General features: G+C 37.6%; 15 protein-coding genes and 1 pseudogene. 3 read left to right on the top strand and 13 right to left on the bottom strand.

Features of this window, described 5'->3' with window-relative positions:
- Window positions 1-115 precede the first annotated feature (115 nt).
- On the top strand, window positions 116-2,020 hold the full coding sequence (shc, locus tag IE222_RS11975) for a squalene--hopene cyclase (protein ID WP_191273063.1): 1,905 nt from the start codon (window positions 116-118) through the stop codon (window positions 2,018-2,020).
- 136 nt (window positions 2,021-2,156) lie between these two features.
- On the top strand, window positions 2,157-2,702 hold the full coding sequence (locus IE222_RS11970; protein WP_191273062.1) for an HXXEE domain-containing protein: 546 nt from the start codon (window positions 2,157-2,159) through the stop codon (window positions 2,700-2,702).
- Window positions 2,703-3,187: 485 nt separating this feature from the next.
- On the opposite strand, the pseudogene IE222_RS11965 reads toward IE222_RS11970, so the two are convergent.
- From IE222_RS11965 to IE222_RS11905, 13 genes and pseudogenes are all read right to left on the bottom strand, one after another.
- Window positions 3,188-3,814 (bottom strand): annotated as a pseudogene (locus IE222_RS11965) (multicopper oxidase domain-containing protein).
- A 261-nt stretch (window positions 3,815-4,075) separates the two neighbouring features.
- The gene (gene lhgD, locus IE222_RS11960; protein WP_191273060.1) at window positions 4,076-5,305 is read right to left on the bottom strand and encodes an L-2-hydroxyglutarate dehydrogenase; all 1,230 of its coding nucleotides are present in this window, start codon (window positions 5,303-5,305) and stop codon (window positions 4,076-4,078) included.
- Between the two features lie 49 nt (window positions 5,306-5,354).
- Entirely contained in the window at window positions 5,355-6,773 is a 1,419-nt protein-coding gene (locus IE222_RS11955; RefSeq protein WP_191273058.1) for an amidase, read from the bottom strand.
- 35 nt (window positions 6,774-6,808) lie between these two features.
- The gene (locus tag IE222_RS11950) at window positions 6,809-7,579 is read right to left on the bottom strand and encodes an SDR family NAD(P)-dependent oxidoreductase (protein ID WP_191273056.1); all 771 of its coding nucleotides are present in this window, start codon (window positions 7,577-7,579) and stop codon (window positions 6,809-6,811) included.
- A gap of 95 nt (window positions 7,580-7,674) precedes the next feature.
- On the bottom strand, window positions 7,675-8,427 hold the full coding sequence (locus IE222_RS11945; protein ID WP_191273054.1) for an SDR family NAD(P)-dependent oxidoreductase: 753 nt from the start codon (window positions 8,425-8,427) through the stop codon (window positions 7,675-7,677).
- Window positions 8,428-8,611: 184 nt separating this feature from the next.
- Complete coding sequence (locus IE222_RS11940) at window positions 8,612-9,544, bottom strand: cyclase family protein (protein WP_191273052.1); 933 nt, start codon at window positions 9,542-9,544, stop codon at window positions 8,612-8,614.
- Between the two features lie 112 nt (window positions 9,545-9,656).
- Window positions 9,657-11,660: a hydantoinase B/oxoprolinase family protein gene (locus IE222_RS11935; protein ID WP_191273050.1), complete on the bottom strand. Its 2,004-nt coding sequence runs from the start codon at window positions 11,658-11,660 to the stop codon at window positions 9,657-9,659.
- A gap of 24 nt (window positions 11,661-11,684) precedes the next feature.
- Window positions 11,685-13,718: a hydantoinase/oxoprolinase family protein gene (locus tag IE222_RS11930; RefSeq protein WP_191273049.1), complete on the bottom strand. Its 2,034-nt coding sequence runs from the start codon at window positions 13,716-13,718 to the stop codon at window positions 11,685-11,687.
- A 94-nt stretch (window positions 13,719-13,812) separates the two neighbouring features.
- Window positions 13,813-15,333 carry an NCS1 family transporter gene (locus IE222_RS11925; RefSeq protein WP_191273047.1) on the bottom strand — a complete coding sequence of 507 codons (1,521 nt, stop codon included), beginning with the start codon at window positions 15,331-15,333 and terminating at the stop codon, window positions 13,813-13,815.
- A gap of 178 nt (window positions 15,334-15,511) precedes the next feature.
- Entirely contained in the window at window positions 15,512-16,876 is a 1,365-nt protein-coding gene (locus IE222_RS11920) for an MFS transporter (RefSeq protein ID WP_191273045.1), read from the bottom strand.
- Window positions 16,877-17,088: 212 nt separating this feature from the next.
- A complete protein-coding gene (gene gucD / locus IE222_RS11915; protein WP_191273043.1) occupies window positions 17,089-18,561 on the bottom strand; it encodes an alpha-ketoglutaric semialdehyde dehydrogenase GucD in 1,473 nt (490 codons plus the stop codon).
- A 273-nt stretch (window positions 18,562-18,834) separates the two neighbouring features.
- Window positions 18,835-19,464 (bottom strand): Rossmann-fold NAD(P)-binding domain-containing protein, encoded by a 630-nt coding sequence (locus tag IE222_RS11910; RefSeq protein ID WP_191273041.1) that lies wholly within the window; start codon window positions 19,462-19,464, stop codon window positions 18,835-18,837.
- Window positions 19,465-19,490: 26 nt separating this feature from the next.
- Window positions 19,491-20,954, bottom strand: a complete 1,464-nt coding sequence (locus IE222_RS11905) for an aminotransferase family protein (protein WP_308435603.1) — start codon at window positions 20,952-20,954, stop codon at window positions 19,491-19,493.
- A gap of 139 nt (window positions 20,955-21,093) precedes the next feature.
- On the opposite strand from IE222_RS11905, the gene IE222_RS11900 reads away from it, so the two are divergent.
- Window positions 21,094-22,506 carry a sigma-54 interaction domain-containing protein gene (locus IE222_RS11900; protein WP_191273039.1) on the top strand — a complete coding sequence of 471 codons (1,413 nt, stop codon included), beginning with the start codon at window positions 21,094-21,096 and terminating at the stop codon, window positions 22,504-22,506.
- The last annotated feature ends 52 nt before the right edge of the window (window positions 22,507-22,558 follow it).

Below are 22,558 nucleotides of genomic sequence, written 5' to 3'. Positions count from 1 at the left end.
CATCCTTTTCACAATTCATTTTGAGTGTTTCGGTCATTCCCATCAAAGGAATGCATATTCATATTGCTCACGGAATATGAATACAACGATGAATATTCGGGAGAGGATGGGTAATATGAGGCATCGTGTATATAGGGAAATGAACAGAATCGCTAATCAGTTAATCCAGGACCAATCAGAGGACGGGGCCTGGCATTACCCTTTCGAGACCGGGATCGCAACGGACTGCAGTATGATTATTTTATTACGGACATTGGAGATAAATGATGAAGAGTTTATAAAAGAATTGGTGAAACGTATCGCTGGAAAACAGCAGGAAGATGGGTCATGGAAGCTGTTTCATGATGAGGAAAAAGGAAATCTGACATCCACGGTGGAAGCTTATTATGCCCTTCTTTATTCTGGTTACCGGGATGGAAAAGACCCGGAAATCCTGGCAGCAAGAAGGTTTATTATGGACAACGGAGGGGCCACGGAGGTCCATATGTTTTTGAAAATCATGTTGGCATTAACAGGACAATGTGAGTGGCCTCACTTGCCGATAAATATTGAAGTGATGCTTTTACCAGACTCCTTTCCCATCAATCTTTTTGATCTCTCCGTGTACGGAAGAGCGAATATTATCCCTTTTTTGATTCTCGCCAATACGAATTTTCGTAAGAGAACGCCTCGATCGCCCAATCTCTCCGATTTGTTTCAAAATAAAGAGGTTCGTTTTTTTTCAGAGGATCAAACTGAAGAGGCCCGTTCGATCATCAAAATGATTAAACAGGGGATTCAGGGGCTGAAATCCCCTGTTAACCTTCGCGAATTGGCATTATATCGTGCCGAAAAATATATGCTGGACCGAATCGAACCGGACGGCACCTTTTTAAATTATTTCAGCGCTACATCTCTCATGATTTTTGCGTTACTGGCGAGGGGGTATTCGAATACACATCCTGTGATTACCCGTGCCGTGCAAGGTTTAAAATCAATGACCTCCCGGATTGACGGTGAACTTCACTGTCAGTACACGACGGCTTCGGTCTGGAATACGACTTTAATCAGTTACGCGCTGCAAGAATCCGGCCTTCCCTATTCTTCCAACACGATTCAAAAAGCTAATCATTACATTCTCTCCCGTCAGCATATCAAATACGGGGATTGGGCCATCCATGAACCGAACATGTTACCGGGGGGCTGGGGGTTTGCGGACTTAAACACAATCCACCCAGATATTGACGACACAACAGCTGCGCTGCGGGCAATACGTACTTTGGCCCTAGAGCAAGCGGAAACCCGGCAAGCATGGGATCGTGGAGTAAACTGGCTCATTTCCATGCAAAACAAGGATGGTGGTTGGCCGGCATTCGAAAAGAATGTAGACAAAAAAGTGTTGAACCTGTTGCCAATAGAGGGAGGAAAAGATTTATTAATTGATCCGTCGACGGCTGATTTAACAGGGAGGACTTTAGAGTTCTTCGGAAACTATACCCATTTAGATTATCATCATCCAATGGTGAAACGTGGGATTCGTTGGCTATTGCGTCATCAAAATTCAGATGGTTCCTGGGTAGGGCGATGGGGCGTGTATATTTATGGGACATGGGCGGCTGTAACGGGAATGGTAGCGGTTGGAGTTGCTCCGAATCATCCAGCTATTCAAAAGGCTCTAACTTGGTTGCGGAAAATTCAGAATCCTGACGGGGGTTGGGGAGAATCCTGTAAAAGTGATATCAAAAATTGCTATGTACCGTTGGGCGAAAGTACCCGCACTCATACCGCTTGGGCACTTGATACACTCATTGCGGCGGCAACTGGGGTTACGCCTGAAATTGAATATGGTGCAGCTTTTTTAGTGAATAAGAAGGAAAAAGATTGGACGACGACCTACCCAAAAGGAAGGGGCATGGCAGGATCCTTTTATCTCAATTATCATTGTTATGAATATGTTTTTCCATTGATTTCCCTGGCCCATTATCAAAAATTAGCTGGCGGGCAGCTTCTCAAGGGTGAGTCACATAAGGATTTTAGTTAAGGATTTGTGTGTTCAAAAGAGCCCTTGAGTGACCTTTGGCATATTTTTATATCCTGTCCCATAAAATGAACAAACCTCAACAGACGGTAGTCTTGGCGAAAAATATCTTACCAACTAAAAAGGAGGTAGACAAAAGGTGTTAGGGGCGCTCCACCAATTTTTGGATCTAAAAACATTAATTTGGCTGTTTCCCATCATTTTTATTTTCCATGACTTAGAAGAGATCATAACCATTGAATCTTCCATGGCTGCGAACAAAGACAACTATCCGAAAACTAGCTTTGTCGAACTAACATTAAGAATGAGGAAAAAACTAGGTTCAACCGCTGCCCAGCTTGCTGTTTCGGCTACATGGATTTTACTGATTATCTCATTCACTTCAGTGATGACAGCCCATTTTTCATCTAACGGAGAGGGTTTTCTTTTATTTACAGCCATTCTTAATTTATTTGTTTTGCAGGCATTCATGCATATTGTTCAAAGTATTATGTTCAGGGGGTACACACCTGGCATCATAACGTCATTGCTCCTTCTTATCCCTTACTGCCTCGTTACATATTATTTTTTAGTCGTATATGGGCAGATGGACTGGCATTTGTTATTCACCAGTCTTCCGGTTAGTTTGGTCATGATCCTAGTTTTCCTAGTTGGCAATCTTTTAGGCCGTTTTTTTATTCGATAACTGGTCCTAGACTTTTTATAAAGTCACTTGACCCTTTCAGGATCAAGGTGATTTTGAGTCCGATTCTCTTCTATATTTCCGATGTTTGTAAGCCCAATTATAAAATAATAGCACACCTTCCGGTGCGCAGCGAAAATATCTGTATACTCAGATTTATTTTTATGGAATTTCTTTTTATTTTCTTTATTTTCTGCATCTAAAATTCGGTAGATCCAATAAACGTATCTTTATGTATTCCTAGAAATTAACACCATTACATTGAACTGTTTTTGACATACTTAAAACAAATGGGGTTGGCTCTTACACAGCTTTACAAACACTAAAGAGCCAATTTTTCCGCCTGGAACGATAGGGCAAATTACAAACCACGCTCTTCGACAATCTCGCCATTTTAATAACAATGACGTGTTCCTAAATAAACGAGAGCCCGAATGTTGAATAACTTGGTAAAGATTTTTATAGATATTAAGGGAATTTACAGTTCTTCATGATTTGTAAACTATGGTGGTGAACATACCGCCAGCTCCATCCGTAAAGTTATTAGAAATATGATGAGAAATATGGCAGTGAAAAGGCCATATACCTGGATTATTGGCTTTAAATAAGACATCCTAAGTTTTACCATCAGCAACTAGTATAGTATTTTTTAAAATTCTATCATTAGCAGCTATAGGGTTACCATCAGCTTTTTCAACTAAAAATTGATGTCCGTGGATATGCATTGGATGATGGTTAATCTGTATAGCTCCTAATCTTAATCGCACAATATCACCGTATTCAACAGGCATAGGCGTGGCAGATGGAAAACTCTTACCATTTATGATAAACATATTAAAGTCCATTTTAAAAGGCTTTAGATTATATTGACCAAGTTCTACTTTTCCCCCTTTTTCTAAACCACTGAGACTCCATTCCTGCATTAACAGTAGATAATCCTTATTAATATTTCTTTCATGTGGATCTAGAAGAATTACAAATCCTCCTAGTAACCCTAGCATATCTTGCTTGGCTACTTTGACGTGAGAATGATATATATGGGTTCCGGGAGGATTCGTTATTTTAAAGTGATAATCATAATAATACCCTGGTTCAATTCTAGGTGAAGGTTCCACATCCAGGACGCCATCCATCACATTAGGAATGTCAAGTCAACTGCCAATGAATACTTGTAGCTTCTGGAAGGTGGTTAATAACTCTGATACTGATATAGTCCCCTGGATAAACTTCCCTAAAGATTTTTTTTACCTTTCTACAATCCATAATTATTCCTCCATAAGATTTTTCATCACTCCAATTAATAGAAGATGGGGTCAGTCCCCCTGTTTACTAAAGCTTTAATGCGCCGGGGGACTGACCCTAATTTCCCTAGTTTTTTACACCAAAATATCAAATGCATCTAAAGTTTCTTTTAATCTTGTTTGTTTAGGAATACGTCTTACTATTTCTTTACCAATTTCAATTGATGCTGTTGCTGCAGGAGATGGTGCATTACAAACATGAATTGAATTTTCCCCCATAATAATATGAAAATCATCTACCATTTTTCCATCATATTTTAAAGCTTGAGCACGTACACCAGAAGGAGCTGGAATTAAATCATCCTCCTTAATTTCAGGTATTAATTCCTGAAGACTTTTCGTAAATTGTTTTTTACTAAAAGAACGGACATATTCCTCCATTCCTTCTTTTAAAAACTTTCCTGCCAGCTTCCAAAATCCACGATAACTTAAAATTTCGGCAAGATCCTTAGCATTGAAATCAGTTTTTTTATATCCTTCTCTCTTTAAACTTAATACTGCATTTGGTCCCGCATCAACTTCGCCATTAATCATACGGGTGAAATGGACTCCTAAAAAGGGGAATTTAGGATTTGGAACCGGATAAATTAGATGTTTCACAAGATATCGTTTTTCCGGCTTTAATTTATAATATTCACCACGAAACGGGACTATTTTCATGTCTGTCATGTATCCTGCCGCAGCTGCCATACGGTCACTGTGTAATCCAGCGCAGTTAATCAGGATTTTGGCACTCAATGTGCCTTGATTAGTTTCAATAGTAATCCGATCTGAACCTTCGTGTATTTTCTCTACTTTTGTATTTAACCGAATCTCCCCACCGTTATTTTTAATAATTTCCGCAAATTTCTGACTTACTTGCCGATAATTAACGATACCTGCCATTGGAACACGAATCGCTGCATAACCATTTACATGAGGTTCAATCTCTTTTAATTCCTCTTTTCCAATGCGATTAATTGTTAAACCATTTGCCAAAGCACGTTCATATAAATTGTTAAGAAGTGGAAGTTCTTCTTGTTTAGTTGCTACTATTACTTTACCGCAAATATCATATTCAATATTGTATTTCTGACAGAATTCTCTCATTGATTGACTTCCCTGATTTGCAAAGCGTGCTTTGAAGCTGCCAGGTTTATAATAAATGCCTGAATGAATAACACCGCTATTATGGCCGGTTTGGTGCTGGGCAATCTCAGTTTCCTTTTCCACTACTACTACATTCGCATTTGGAAATCGCTGATAAATAGCCATCCCTGTTGAAAGGCCTATAATGCCTCCTCCGATGATTGCAAAATCAAACATAATGCCCCCCCTTTACTTTAAACTAAATTCATACAACTCTTTTTTTCTCCTAACCTAATTGTTTTCCGTTCTCTTTAGTACTAACTTCTAACGCTGATGCTATTTGATAAATTGTTGCCTCATCAAACCATTTACCTACTAATTGTATACCGATTGGCAATCCAGTCTTAGAAACTCCGCATGGCATTGATAAACCTGGCAAGCCCAATAAATTAAAAGGACCAGTAAATTTATTTAGTACCGAACTAATATGAACTGTTGAACTCCCTATTTTGATTTCCCTTTCATTAATATTTCTCGGTAAAATTGGAACAGTTGGAGTGACCAAAACATTAATCTCCGAAAAAACTTTACGAAATTTCTGAATAGCTTGTTGCTTAATTTGTTGAGCAGTAATATAATCTGTAGCATTTATGTGCGTACCAGTAAAAAGACGATTTTTAACTTCCTCATCCCACAAATCAGGATACTCTTGTAATCTCTCCTTATGGACCGTAAACGCCTCGCATTTTAAAGTAATTCTAAAAGCTTCTATTAACTCTTCCATATTAGGTATTTCCAAGAATTTAACTTTACCTCCAAGTTTTTGTAAGGTATCCAACATCACACTAAAAGATTGATTAATTTCATCATTCTCCACTTCAAAAAATGATGTTTTTGGGACACCAATGGTCATTCCTTTTAATCCTTTATTAAGTGATGTAGTAAAGTCTGGTGTTTCTCTTTCCGCACAAAAAGGATCATTTACATCGAATCCAGATAACACATTAAGCAAAATTGCATTATCCTGAACTGTTTTAGTCATCGGTCCAACAGTATCCATAGTCCAACAAAGAGGAAATACACCATATTTACTTACTCTTCCAAAAGTTGGCTTAAGTCCAACAATACCATTAAACGAGGAAGGGATTCTTATAGAACCTCCTGTATCCGTACCAAGTGCTGCAAAGCATAAATCTGCAGCAACGGCAGCACCGGAACCACTACTTGATCCTCCCGAAATTTTCTCTGGATTATGAACATTTCTTACTGGTCCAAAATAGGAGCGATCTCCTGTAGTCCCATAAGCAAATTGGTGAGTATTAAGCTTACCTAAAATGACCGCTCCTGCTTTTATCAGTTTTTCGACTACTGTTGCATTGTAGCTGGGAATAAAGTTTTTATATATTTCTGACCCCATTGTTGTTTTTACGTTTTTAGTATAGATAAGATCCTTCAAAGCAATAGGAACACCATGAAGTGGTCCTTTCATGTTTCCAGAATTTATTTCTTTTTCAGCCTGTTTTGCTTGTATAAGAGCTTCATTTTCTGTAATAGTAATATAAGAATTTAATTCTTTATCTTTGGATAATATACGTTCTATTATTTTACGTGTAATCTCGGTTGGTGAAATCTGCTTTTTCCTATAAGCGTAGGACAAAGAAGAAATATCCGTTTTAATTAAGGAATCGTTGTATTGATTTATCAATTAAAGCTCCCCAATCATTACTATTTTAATAGTCTTTACCAAACTAAATAGCCTCCATCAGCATGAATAACTGAACCTGTAGTATATGAAGACGCATCGGAAGCTAAAAAAACAGCTAGGCTGGCAATTTCAGATGGTTCTGCTACCCTTCCAAGGGGAATAAGACTTTCTATATCCTTTACATTTTCTGCGTTTTCAAAAAGTCCCTTAGTCATCGTTGTTTTTGTATATCCTGGTGCAATCGAATTAACCCTTATGTTATACTTTGCCCATTCTGATGCAAGGCATTGAGTTAACATGTGGATTCCTGCTTTAGAAACGTTGTATGCACATTGAGGTTCTTTATTTGCAATGAAACTTGAAATGGAGGCAGTGTTTACTATGGTGCCACCACCACTTTTAATCATTTGAATTCCTACATACTTAGACATTAGAAATACACTATCTAAATTTACTTCAAGGATATTCTTCCAATCCTTAATTGACATTTCTTCAAACCTGGATTTTTGCATTTTGCCAGCATTGTTTATTAAAATATCAATTTTCCCAAATTGCTCCATTGTATTATTTACCAACCGAATGACTTCTTCTTCCTTGGATACATCGATTGGAATAGCTAAAGATGTAATATTAAATGACTGTAGTTCTTTTACAGTTTGTTTTGCATGATCTGCATTAATGTCAGCTACTACAATATTGGATCCAAATTGAGCTAACGCGATTGCTATTTCTTTACCAATTCCTGCTCCTGCACCAGTAACAATGGAAGTTTTATTACCTAAATCAAATTTATTTTTATAATCCATTTGTCCCCCATAAGTTAATAAAAATATTATTTACAAAATATGGAAAGTGATGATAATCCATATAATTTAGTAATTGACCTACCATAATAGTAGACTTACAACATGACATCTCCTAAATTCGGGCCTAACGTTTGTCCGGTATATGCATTTCCATCAGGGTCGGAGGCTAAAAGGACCACAGATGGAACAATTTCCTCCACACTTCCAAAACGATGTAAAGGAAGTTGAGATAATTTTTGTTCTCGCCAACTATAATTAAATTTAGCTAACATCTGTGTTTCAATCGGACCAGGAGCTATACAATTTGCTGTAATTCCATGTTCACCAAGTTCCAAGGCAATTGATTTCGTAAATCCAATAACACCAGCTTTTGAGGCTGCATAGTGACTTACTTCAATACCCCCTTTTTGAGCAAGTTGTGAAGCGAAATTTATAATCCTTCCCGATTTTTGGACAATCATAAATGGGGCAGTATATTTAGTCGTTAAAAAAACACTCTTTAAATTAACATCCAGCATCCTATCCCATGTTTCAACCTCTAAATCTTGTATAAGGCTTTGGTTACAAATCCCCGCAATGTTTGTTAAAATATCAATTCTGCCATATGTTTTTACAGTATGATTCACTAAGGACTTCACAACATTTTCATCTGAGAGATCACCATCAGAAATAATTACCTCAGATCCATAATTTTTTAATTCTTCCAATAATAAGTCCATATCATTTTTATTTTGCCCAAAATAATTTAGTGAAAGTTTCGCTCCCTCTTTTGCAAATTGTATTGCAACAGCTTTCCCTATACCATGTCCTGCACCCGTTATAATTGCTACTTTATCCTTTAATTTCATAAGTCCCTCCTAATTGATTAGGAACTACAAGTAATTCCATAAAAATGTAATTGAAGAACGATTAACGACCTTAAAGCAATAAAAGTCAAGGCGTTTCGCAAAAATAGTATGGATTATTCTTGAGAACACCTTAACTTTTTAATTAACTGATAGGTTAGATTTTAATTTCGAATTTTTTTTTCCTTTATTTATATGGAAAAACAATTGGCTGCAATGGAGCACCAGTAGCACCAACTATCGGCATTGCTTTTCCAATAAAACCCACTTCGTAGATTCTTTCTTTTGCTAATTCCTCGAGCCATAACATTTCAATGATCGGAATTCCTACTTCGGAAAATAAATAAGTATGCACAGGAAAATAATTATCTCTCTCAGGAGATGGGGCCTGCTCAAGAGCAATATTATCCCCACCAATAATCATTGCGCCTAAACCAGCTAAATATTCAGCTCCTTCTATATTAATTCCCGGTGAATCATTACCAAATTTCTCTCTATTCGGCCATACTGTCATTCTGCCAGTGCGAATCATTACAACATCACCTTCTTGGATGGATACACCTTGTTTTTCCATCGTTTCTTGAAGGTCATCTCTTCCAATTCCATAACAGTCAGGCAGCATATCGACACCCTTTGTTCCAGCAACATCTAATAAAACAGCCCTAGCCACAATGATTGGATAAAGTTCTGGTCCGCACTTATTCCAATGCCTGCTTCCAAGATGTTGTTCATCATTAAATCCGTTCCAAATCTCGCCTCTGTAACCAAAATGATTAAAAGTATCAATATGTGTCCCACAATGTGTATACATAGAAATTGCGTCACCAGAGTACCCAATTAGTTCCTTTCCTTCTTGAGTGGCAGCCATGAGATTGTCATTAACATTTCCCTTTGGTGTATGTGTCATCCAAATTTGAAATGGCGGGTCCCCAGCTGCGGTCCAAGATGGCATACCCATAAAGTATTTCACACTTAAATCATATGTTTTTGACATATCTATGGATCTCATAATCTTTTCACGAGATTCAGGAGTAATTAAATTTAACCGACCAATTTCATCTTCCGGCCCCCAAGGGCTTTTACTTACCTTTAATTGGCGAGGGTGAACAAATTCACACATTTAAATGACCTCCATATTAAATAAGTAGTGGTTCATTACATTTCTATCTATTTAGTCCAAAGGTTTCTAAGGTAATATGATTTGATCATAAACTTTCGAAATTATTAATCTATTAATCCCAATAAGATAAGGATCGTTTTCGCATCATTTCACGGTTTTGGGCAGTTGATTTTTGTAAAACAGTATTTGTACCCAAATCCAATACGATTCCATATCGGCGAATAAGGTCTAAGTGATCCACTTCACCTTTTTGATATTTTTCAAACACCACATTGACATCCTCTTCTAGCCATTTTTTCCGATTTTCACGAATATATTGACGGGTTTCTCTTGTCGCTTCTACATCAATTTCAAACTGATCTAGATCCCGATCTATTTCTTTAATGACGACTCCATAATCCTTTTTTGCCCTCTCAATTGAAACGTATTCATCAATTACATCATCCAACACTGCTTCTATATCTCTTTTTAGGGGATCACCTAATCCTCCGCCGCCGGCAGAAGGTCTTGTAAACATATCACCGTTTTTTAATTTAACATTGGAGAAAACTGTTCCTAAAAATTGTTTGTTCTCCTTATCAGGATTTAACCAGACACCGTGAGGAATGGATGGGAGACCTCCGAAAATGCCCCAAGTAATTGATCGGGAGCGGTCACAACAGTATGACATAACGGTATTTTCGATATTTTGCAGTATTCCGCCTTTTTCTACCCCGCAACCCCCTCTAAACTCACCAGGTCCTGCTGAATCAGTAAGGATTTCTAATTTTGTCGTCAAGACTGGGCTCAGTCTTTCCTGACCTTCACTTGGTTGTATCATCATTCCTAAACCAAATACAGCAGTCAATGCATTGGCACCATCACGATCGATTCTTCCGCCATGTCCGCCTGGCATCCAGTCATACCACATGAAATACTGATTGTTATATCCCTCTCGCTTATCATTTCCTCCGACTAATAAGTATTCTAAATTGAAAGAACAGGCAAGAGCTCTTTCTGGCATGATATTTGACCATAACTCAAAACAAGAATTCATAATTTTTTCATAAGCACCAGAACAAAATCCAGTTACAGCAACTGGCCATGGGGCATTCACAACTGAATTTTCCGGAAGATATGTTTGTACAACACGATAGAAACCAGAATTCAATGGGATATCAGGAAAAAACGTTTTAGTTCCAGCATATGTTGCTGAAAGCGCTGCTCCGAAACCTGAATTTAAAAAGATACTAATGTATGGATGAGACCCGCTTAAATCATAAAAAATCTGATCGTCTTTTACCGTCATTTTAACTTTAATTGGGATTAGGCCATCACCTGCCTCTGGATCCATATCGATGAAATCGGTCGTTTCCCATGTTCCATTAGGCATTTTTTTCACTTTTTCTCTCGTCATAAATTCCACATAATCTTGGACCTCATCGAATGCCGTAAGGATTGTTTCTATTCCATATTTCTCTACTAATTGTAGCAGCTGGTTTTCTCCTACTTTTGTAGCAACTGCCTGTGATCGCAAATCTCCCAGACGTTCTTCCGGTATACGCATATTCGAAACAAGCAAGTTTGCGACGTCTTTTAGGTATTCGCCTTTGCTCCAAATTCTCACAGGCGGAATGCGTATTCCTTCTCCATAATGATCTTTAGAGTTCACATCAAAGGAACCAGGAGTTGACCCTCCCATATCTGCCCAATGACCATTGGCCTGCATAAAGGAAATAATTTTACCATTATAGAAAACAGGCCGAATGACGCGAACATCATTGAAATGAGTACCACCACGGTAAGGATCGTTGACAAGGAATACATCTCCTGGATGAATATCATCCCCAAAATCTTCTATAACTGCTTTTGCCGTTAAGTGCAATGTTCCAACATGTACTGAAATATCCTGTGTTCCCTGCATAATGGTGTTTCCATTTGCATCACACATGGCACAACTAAAATCACGATTAAAAATAACAAATGAATAACAGGTTCGAAGAATTTGTTCAGCCATCTGATCGACTAAATTGATGAATCCGTTTTTCAATACTTCAAAAGTAACGGGATCTAATTTACTTTGATGTATACTTTTCGAACTGACATCCTCTAGATTACTTTTAATAGTTAGGCTCATATTTACAGCACTCCTTTAGCAAAATTATTTTTTATAAGTCATGATAATATTTTTGTACGAATCAACTTCTGCAGTAAAACTAGGTGGAAGTACAACTGTGGAGTCTAATTGATCGAGAATAGCCGGCCCTTGTAAAACTGATAGGGTTGGAATTTTCTTACGGTCATAAACTGGCGTGTTTACATAACCTTCTGCTTCTTCAAAATATACATCCCGATAACTTTTAACAGCATCCTCTAATTTACCTTCAGGACTTTCCTTCACAATTTCAGGCTTTGGAACAACGCCAATGGCTTCTACTCTTAAACCATATATTTCTACATTTTGATCTGGATTCAAGAAGGCATATGCTCGCTCATGTTCTTTGTGAAATGTGTTTAAAGCAGTTTCTAAAGATTGAATAGGTCTGCCAATTGGAGTTGATAAAGTTCTCCATTGACCTAAATATCTCATTTCAAGATAGCGAATCAAATTCATGTTTTCATGAGCGATACCTTCTTGTTTTAATAGATTTGTAGCTTCTAATTCTAAGGTCATAAACTCTTTCTCTAACTCTTCAACATTTGTTTCTTGTATATCTTTAACGAAAGTTTTGGAGACATCATGTCTTACATCTACTAATAAACAGCCCATTGCAGCCGCAACTCCAGGATGAGCAGGAACAATCACATTAGGAATATCAATTTCCTTTGCCAAATACGCACTGTGTAATGCACCTGCTCCTCCAAATGCCACAAGGGCAAAATCACGAGGGTCATATCCCTTACGAACGGAAATCAATCTTAATGCATCACACATGTTTGCATTTGCAACTTTTAAAATAGCGTTTGCTGCTTCCTCGTCTGTGTAACCAAACTGCTCTCCGATTTTCCTTACTACTTTTAGTGCAGCTTCTTTGTCCAATGACATTTGACCATCAAGAAGTTCTGTACTTAACCTTCCTAGAACTAAGTTAGCATCTGTGTTAGTAGGCTCCTCCCCCCCACGTTGATAACAGGCTGGACCAGGAACAGCCCCGGCACTTTGTGGACCGTTTCTTAACGAACGACCTTCATCTACCCACGCCAGACTTCCGCCACCAGCACCAATCGTAAGGATTTCAATACTCGGAAAACCGATTGGGTATCCATACTCAATAAACCAATCCTTCGTAATTTTTAATTGACCATCGTATACAAGGGAAATATCCGTACTTGTCCCTCCCATATCCAGACCAATGGCATTTTTAAATCCACACAAATTCGCAATATATTTACTTGCAATAGCCCCAGCTGCTATACCTGAACTAGCCAAACGGGCTGCATATTTCGGTACAGTTTCTGATGTCATCACCCCGCCGCCGGAATGCAGGACTAAAATATCACCCTCATAGCCTTTCTCCTTAATCTTCTCTTCTAATGAATGGATATAATTGCTGACTTTAGGGCCAAGTACAGCATTAATAATTGTTGTACTCATTCGTTCGTGTTCAAAAATTTCTGGCAGGATACTACTTGAGGCACATATATAAACATCCGGTATTTCCTCTTGGAGGATATTTATAGTTTTTAATTCATTCGAATTGTTAATATAGGAATTCATAAAACAAATAGCAATTGATTCTACACCACGTTTTTTCAATTTTTGAGCCAAAGTCCGAATTTCCTTTTCTTGAACCTCGACTAGTACGTTCCCTGCGTAGTCAACCCGTTCATTTAATTCGAAGCGGTCTCTTCTCCGAATGTAGGGAGGAGCAACGTCTATATATGCATCCCACAAATCTTGCTTTGTACCTCGGCGAATTTCGGGGATATCCCTAAAACCTCTTGTAGTTATTAATGCTGTTTTTGGTAATTTTCTTTCGATTAGCGCATTTGTCCCAACCGTTGTTCCATGAGAAAACATAGAAATTTCATTTCCAGATATATTCGCTTTTTTTATACCATCAAGAATTCCGATTTCTGGATTAGAGGGGGTAGAGGATGTTTTCGTAACCGAAATATTCCCTGTTTTTTCATTAAAAACAAATACATCCGTAAAGGTTCCCCCAACATCAACAGCTACTCTAAATTTACTCATCATTTTCCTCCTATATTTTGGGTTTATGATTTATCAAACTTCGCGGTACTTCATTTCTGGCACCGCGAAGTATAGATAGTATAATGGTTATATTCTAAAATTCTTCTACACTCTGTGCCGTTGGAATCTGTTCAGGACTTTTTACCACATGCGTCCTCTGATTACCTTGGATGGAGGGAACAATTTCATTACGTTCTGTATCCAGTACCCAGTCCCTTCCACTTGTTACACCTAAATATTTCTCTGAGTGATTCTCTTCAATTTCAGCTTGTTTATACTTTTTAAACCACCAATATTTCCCTAAATAATAATAAGCAATGAAACTTACAATAAACCCAACAATAAAGGCATAGGAACTAAATACTGTTGCAACCGCCATTCCTAATACCAGCGATATAATCCCTGCAAAATTCCATCCTTTTTTATAAGCAAATTGACCATCCTTTTTGTACAGCTCAGGAACGTTCATTCGGCGTTTTCTGAGTAGATAGTAATCAGCGAACAAGATTCCAACAATTGCTGAATAAACAGAACTCATAATATTTAGGAAATCAGTCAGCACTTCCATCAATGCCCAAGGCTGAATAACCGAACCAACTATAGCTGTAAGTACAACCCCTCCGGCATAACCTATCTTTGGAAATACTTCAGCAAAAACAGTTGCAGGTGTTAATAGATTGGAAGCAGCATTCGTAGACCATTGTGCAAAAACAACCATAATCAACAAGACGATTAAAATTACTCCTGAGGCTGTAGATTGAATCGCCTCTACTGGATTCCAGTTGTTTACCGCGATCATGGAGACCCCGCCAATAACAATCATGGCAGACTGTGTAAGAGGTAATGCTACCATATGGCCTAATAAAGTATTTTTATTTCGTTTCACCCACTTTTTCTCAAATTGAGATGTCTTCACATATCTAGTTAAATTCTGAGAATCGGATGCCGCAGTTGACCAAAAAGCCATATTCACAAAAAACAAGACGATAAACGTGTTCCACACAAAACCAGTGCTTTCTGAGCCTAGGACAGTATTCCAGACATTGTTGCCTGCGGCACTTGCTACACCTTCAAGATTAAAGTACATCCATACCGAAATAATGATAATACATGGTGCTGCAATGTTAGAGAATCGTTCTATTGCCTTAAACCCAAAGGCTGTATTGATTACCTGAGCAATCGTAAACACGATATACCAAAATAGCCAGTTATCAAAGCCAGTGAAATGCAAGAAAATATAATTGATTGCTAATGCTCCAAAATAGGTTTGAATACCGAACCAAAATGCCCCCAGAACAGCCCTAATTAACATTGGAATATAGGAACCTATGACACCAAACGGAGCACGCATATAGACTGGAAAATTGATCCCGTGTTCGATTCCAATATCGCCAGTGATAGAAATAAAAAACCCCAAAACAATATTTGCTAATAAACATGCAAGTAAAACCCAGCCTAGTTTCATAGTCTGAACACCGTCGCCGCCTAATGCAAATGTGGCAATAATGACGGCGATCCCAACCCAAACAAAAGAGTATCCAAGCATCCCCACGTTACGATTAGAGTAAGAAATAGGGATATTATCCTTTTTAATTAAATTATTATCTTTATTCATGGATTAACCACCTCAGAATTTTTTGGGTTTTACCTTCTTATCAGCAATAAATAAAGTACCAGCTGGATGAAATTTAATTACGCAAAAATAAAAATTATGGTTTATAATCTAATCAATTCCTATAAGGAATTGGTATAATTGTAATCGTTTTCATTTGAGCGGTGACAGGCACGAAAACCTAACTAACATCACTACCTACAGTCATATTTTCATTGATAGGGTGTAACGGTAAGTTCTCTCCCATATCTCTTGACGAGTAATCCTTGAGCTTTAATACAGAAATAGTGGATATAATACAAAGACCAATAATATAAAGACTAATTGGAACAGTACTGCCAAACTTATGGAGCAAGTAAACGCAGATCATCGGTGCGATTCCCCCTCCGATAAGAGAGGCACATTGATAGCCAAGGGAAGCGCCACTATAGCGAAGGTGAGTAGGGAAACTTTCCGCAATTAATGCAGCTTGCGGACCATAAAGTACTGTATTAATCACATGGCAAGCACCAATTGCTATAAAGATCCATAATATATTTCCAGTATCCAGAACCCAAAAGAATGGAAAACTCATTGCCAGCGTCAAAATACAACCAGTGACATAAACTTTTTTCCGGTTAAAACGGTCTGATAGAAACGCGAATAATGGTAAACAGAAGAGCTCCAAAATACTTCCAACTGAATTAGCATTCGTAAAGATTTGTTCATCTAATTTTAAGTTTTCTACACCGTACGTAATGACCCACGTTGTAAAAATATAAAAAGGAGCTTGTTCAGCCAAACGTGCAAAACTAGTTAACATTATTTCTTTTGGATGGTTCTTGATCACTTCTAGAACGGGCTTTTTGGCAATCCGCTTTTCCGCTTTCATTTTCGTGAATTGTGGCGATTCCATTACCCCATTTCTAATATACAAACCAAAGCCAACAAGTAAAAGACTAATTAAGAAGGGAATTCTCCAACCCCACGTATAAAAACTGTCACCCGTTAAATAAATTAATAAGGAAACCATTGCCGTAGAGGTAAAAAGACCAATGGGCACTCCTAACTGAGTCATACTTCCCATCAACCCACGGTGTTTCTTTGGACTCCATTCCGTTGAAAGAACAACAGAGCCTCCCCATTCGCCGCCAACCCCGATTCCTTGACAAAAGCGTAAGAGCACCAATAAAATTGGGGCCGCAACGCCAATTTGTTCATGCGAAGGGACCAGTCCAATCAGCGTACTGCTAATCCCCATAAATAATAGTGTAGCTACAAGTGTCGCTTTCCTGCCAATTTTGTCCCCAAAGGCACCAAAAACTGCTGCTCCAATTGGACGTGCTAGGAATCCAACGAAAAATGTTGCAAATGATTGTAATGTAGCAATGTAAGGGTCATTATCTGGGAAAAACAGCCTGGGAAAGACTAAGGCAGCCATCGTTCCATAAAGGAAAAAGTCATACCATTCAATTGACGTTCCAACGATACTTGCAATAGCTGCTTTCTTCACTTGTTTTTTTCGGACTTCTTCTGGAAGGTTATTCCCATTTACTTGATTTACCATACACAACACCTCAAGTTATTTTTTACTCCGCTTTTAAACTTAGGAGAATCCCAAAAGTAATTGAATAATTACCTCTAGGATAAGTATTAATTACGATGGTTGCTGGAATTCTATAATTATAATTAAATTGTTTTCTTATTCATCCAATCAAGCTACTAGATAAAAATTTATATACATAATAAAAATTATGTTTACTAGCCTCTCAGTTTCTATTAAGGAATTGGTGTAATTGTAATGGTTTTCATAGTGGTATAAAACTCTTTGGCAGCTTGACCTTGTTCTCGAGATTGTGAACTGGAATCTTTCATTCCTCCAAACGGTGCTTGTGGTTCCGCTCCGCCTGTTTCTCCATTTATTTGCACAAGTCCTGTTTCAATTTCATCGATAAACTTAAACGCTCTTGCAATATCCTTGGTAAAAATGGAAGCACTAAGTCCGTATATAGTGTCATTTGCCATTTCAAGAGCTTCTTCAAAACTATTTACCTTAATTAACCCGAGTACTGGACCAAATATTTCTTCACGGACAATGGTCATATCGTGAGTTACATTTTCAAAAACAGTTGGGGGTACAAAATAGCCGCTTTGATATTGTTCTCCTTTTAAAGCTTCACCGCCGCAAAGTAAGGATGCCCCATCTTCCTTTCCCTTCTTGATATAATTCATTACAGTGTTCATTTGTTGTTCGGATGCAAGAGGGCCTAAATCTACGGTTGGATCCACGCCGTTCCCAACTTTTAGTGAGTTTGCCTTTTTAACCACTAATTCTTTTACTCTTTCATATACAGAACAATGTACATAGGCGCGGCTTGTCGCAGTACATCTTTGACCGGTTTGTTTCATTGCCCCTTGAACGGTAAGCTCTGCGGCATGTTCTATATCGGCATCATCCATAATGATAACCGGATTTTTACCGCCCATTTCCAACTGGTATTTTGCACCGTGCTTAACAGCACTTACTGCCACTTGTTTTCCCACTTGATTTGACCCCGTAAACGAAATAGCATTCACATCTTTGTGATCAGCCAAGCCTTGGCCAATAATGCTTCCTTTTCCATTCACTAAGTTCAATACACCTTTTGGCAGTCCCGCTTCATCAAAAGCCTGAACAATTTTAGCGGCGGAAATCCCTGTTTCAGATGCAGGTTTGAAAACAACTGTATTCCCATAAATTAATGCAGGTGCTATTTTCCAAATAGGGATAGCAATAGGGAAATTCCAAGGAGAAATTACTCCAACAACCCCTACTGGTACCCGTTTTGTTAGAAGAATATTTTGCTTTTGACTTGAAGGCAATACCTCTCCAATTTGCCTCATTCCTTCTTGAGCATAATACCTAAGAATGGCTACACCTCTAAGCACCTCCCCTTTTGTTTCTCGGAGGATTTTCCCCATTTCTTTTGTTGCAATTTCAGCTATTTCGTCTGCGTTTTTTTCCAGAATATCTGCAGTCCGGTGTAGAAAATTTCCCCTTTCTACAGATGATAGATTTCTCCATGTTGGTAGAGCTTTTTTCGCAATAGCAACAGCATGATCTAAATCTTCCAAATTTGACGCTTGAATTCTACCAATTATTTCATCTTTATTTGCTGGATTGTGAATATCAATCATTTGACCGCTGCTTGCAGCTTGCCACTGTCCATTCACATAATTTAAATAACTTAAACATTCTACATTCGTCTGCATGAAACCACTCCTAATCTTTATTTAACGATGTCACTAAACGTTTTATTTAAATAAATTAAATATAAAAATTAATTTAAATTTTCTGAATTAGGAACACGCATTTTCTTATCTCTTTTAAATTTAATACATGTACCTTTTGATTTGTCTTATAAAAATCACGATGCAGAAATCTAAAATTTTTATCTGCATCGTATTTATTTTTTTATTCCACATTAAACAACTAATTCCCTACTTTAATTTCAAGAATTTTTAATTCATAGAATATTTTTCTCTTTATTTGTTAGCTGCAACCCTAAAAGCATCTTTTAGTGAAGTATATTCTAGACCAAGACTCTCGGCTGCTTCATAACAAGTTACATAACCATTTGCAATATTTACCCATTTCGTTAAAGATAAATTTTCACTGATGGCTTTCTCCAGTCCTATATTAGAAATTTCCAATATATAGGGCAGTGTTGCATTTGTTCGGGCAATTGTTGAAGTTTGAATCCGCCCTGCTACATCACTTATAGGTGTGAGTGATGGGAAAGTTTGATTACTTTCAACCGTTTCAAAACTGATTGCAATGACACCTGTTTGAATCAACATGTCAGCTAGCTTGGGGGCTGTATCTAATTTGAATTGAGCAAATATTATTAACCCTCCTCTGAAAAACTGATATTCTGACGGAAGCGGCTTATTAACTTTTAGAATCATATTGACGTTTTCCCAAACGCCTCTTGCATCCTCAGAAACGAAGGCACCTACATCCATATATTCCTCGTCAGTAAACCCACTTTTCCTGCCTGCACCAGCTTCAATAATGACCTGGTGACCGGCATTTTTGACAGCAGTAACTCCAGCAGGTGTGATGGCAACACGGTTTTCATTATTTGTGATTTCCTTCGGAACCCCAATGATCATGCCGTTTACACCTCATTCAATTAACCTTATAAAATAGTTTTTTTCACCGCTTTGATGGCTTCATCAAAAATAGCGATCATGGTTTCAATTTCTTCTTTTGTCATCACAAGAGGTGGTGACATGGCAATGATGTTTGTTCCTCCATAGGTTACCGGGCGAACAATTAATTTTCGTTTAAAGCATTGTTCTACCAGTAATGGAGCCACTGTTTTATCAGGCGAAAATTGAATTCCGTTTTCCCTATCTGCTAACAGTTCGAACGCACCTAATAATCCTTTAGCGCGTGATTTTGCCACAATTGAATGTTTTTCTTCCAAATAATTAAAACCTTTTGCTAATACCGATTCCATTTGCTTTGTATGTTCTACAAGATTTTCCTTCTCAAGAATATCAATATTTTTTAATGCTACAGCACAGGCAGTAGGGTGCCCGCTATAAGTAAATCCATGGAATAATACATCATTAGATACATTGGCTAGATCATCCCTTAAGCGTTCAGTAATCCCTACTGCACCTAACTGGATATACCCGCTTGTAATTCCTTTGGCCATTGACATGACATCCGGAACAACATTCCAATTATCAACACCAAACATTTGGCCAGTACGGCCAAAACCACAAATAACCTCGTCAGCAATCATAAGAATTCCGTATTCATCGCAAAGTTGTCGAACTGCTTCAAAATATCCTTCTGGTGCGATATGAATACCACCTGCTCCTTGAACGGGTTCCATAATGACTGCTGCAATCGTTTCTGCACCTTCCCTTTCAATAATTCCACGAAGGCTTCTAGCATAATCGGGATCATTCTTATCTCCCAATTCACAATTCGTTTTATGTGGTACAGCATGGAGAAAATCAGGTGCTTTTCCTGGTGCCATTTCCTGAAATTGGCGAATGGCAGTTGCACTTGACGCTGCAACAGTCACACCATGATATCCCCTCTCCAAACCAATAATTTTCTTCTTTTCCGGGAGCCCTTTCAATTTCCAATAGTGACGCACTAGTTTGAAAGCGGTATCATTTGATTCCGAACCGCCTGATGTATAGAAAAAAACATTTAAATCTCCAGGGGTAAGACTGGCCAGTTTTTCAGATAATCTAATGACTGGTTCATGGGATAAATTATTAAAAGCCGAACTGTATGCAAGTTTTCCCATTTGTTGACTTGCTACTTCTCCTAGTTCCTTTCTGCCATGACCGATGTTGACATTCCAAAGTGAAGCAAGGGCATCAATATACTGATCACCATGCACATCTTTCAAATAAACCCCGTTTCCCTCCGTAAAAATAAATTTAGGTCCTTTTTCTTGGTGCTGCTTCAAGGAAGATGTTGGGTGAAGGAAATATTTCTTATCCAGCTCCTCTAATCTTTTTATTTCCTTTTCATCCATCACTTTCAATTGATTCATTGTTAATCCCCTCTCTGTTATCTTTTCTAGATTCACAATATTAATATGCAAGAATGATGCCAACCTCTTTTTATTCATAAAAAAGGAGGTTACCTCCTTTTTTTAAAATCAAAATGCAGTTAGACATCGTAAATAATGCAAATTGACATTATTTTTTAAATTTTCAATTTATACAAAATGTTTTTTATGCTAAGATTTCTTTTAGAGGTGAAAAATTATGGACCAGCTTATAGACCATGAAATTATTAACAAGCAATTAGAGACAATTATCAATTCATCTTTGGACGAAATTTTTGTAACTGATGGCAATGGTACCGTACTTCGAGTGAATCCCACTAGTGAAGCGTTATATGAAATTAAAGCAAAAGATCTTATTGGTAAAAATTCAGAAGAACTTGCAAAGGATGGTCTCTATTCTCCTTCCATCTTTCCAATCATTAAAGAGCGAAAAGAAAAGGTTTCAATGATTCAAAGAACTAGAAGCGGCAAAACTGTCCATGTGATTGGAAACCCAGTATTTGATTCCGAAGGTAATATTGAAATTATTATTTTCACTTCTAGAGATTTAACCGAAATAAGAGAACTCCGAGATAAAATCGAACGCACCGAACATTTATTGGAAAGTTACCAGGAGGAACTTGCAGAATTAAGAAGTTTTCAAAATAAGGATCAAGGGGATTTTATTTCTTATTCACCAAACATGCGTAAAATTTCAAAAATGGTTGAGAAAATTGCTAAGGTCGACTCCACGGTTCTTGTAACGGGAAAATCGGGTGTTGGGAAAGGCGTTATTGTCTCAAATATACATCATAAAAGTGCAAGAAAAGACAAACCCTTAATCCATGTAAACTGTGGTGCCATCCCAGAGACTCTAATAGAAACAGAACTGTTTGGATACGAGCCCGGTTCCTTTACTGGCGCTAAAAAACAAGGAAAAAAAGGATTATTTGAAGAAGCCGATGGGGGTACGTTGTTTCTGGATGAAATCGGAGAAATGCCTCTAAACCTTCAGGTTAAACTGTTGAAAGCGCTTCAAGAAAATACGATACAACGTGTTGGGGGTACAAAATCAATAGAAATAGATGTAAGAATTATTGCTGCTACAAATAAAGATTTAGAAAAAATGGTGGAGGATGGGACTTTTAGAGAAGACTTATTTTATCGATTAAATGTAATCCCTATCCATATTCCTCCTTTAAGGACTAGACAAGAAGATATATCTTATTTAATCGATTATTTTTTAAATAAATTTAATAGCAAATACAATTCCTTGACTACTCTTTCCTTAGAGGTGGAGAACGCTTTATTTAACTATGAATGGCCTGGTAATGTTAGAGAGTTAGAAAATTTAATTGAACGTTTGGTGGTAATGTCTGATGACGAGGAAGTTCAATTAAAAGATTTACCTCGCAAAATTTCAAACTCTGTAAAGGTTGATTCAAATTATTTAGTCCATCTTTATGATATATGCAGTTTAAAACAAGCCCAAGAAGCAGTAGAAGAACAATTGATTAAAAAAGCTTTTAAAAAATATAAAAGTTCTTACAAAGTAGGCGAAGTCCTTGGCATCAACCAGTCAACCGCATTTAGAAAGATACAAAAATACTTAAAGACAGAACGTGTCGATTAATCCGCATGTATTCATTTTTTCACCATTCTGAGGATATTTTTATAAGCATTAC

This window comes from Neobacillus kokaensis, assembly GCF_014656545.1.
GTDB lineage: Bacteria > Bacillota > Bacilli > Bacillales > Cytobacillaceae > Neobacillus > Neobacillus kokaensis.
The sequence above is the reverse complement of the archived record's forward strand: the minus strand, read 5'-3'. Positions and strand labels throughout refer to the sequence as shown.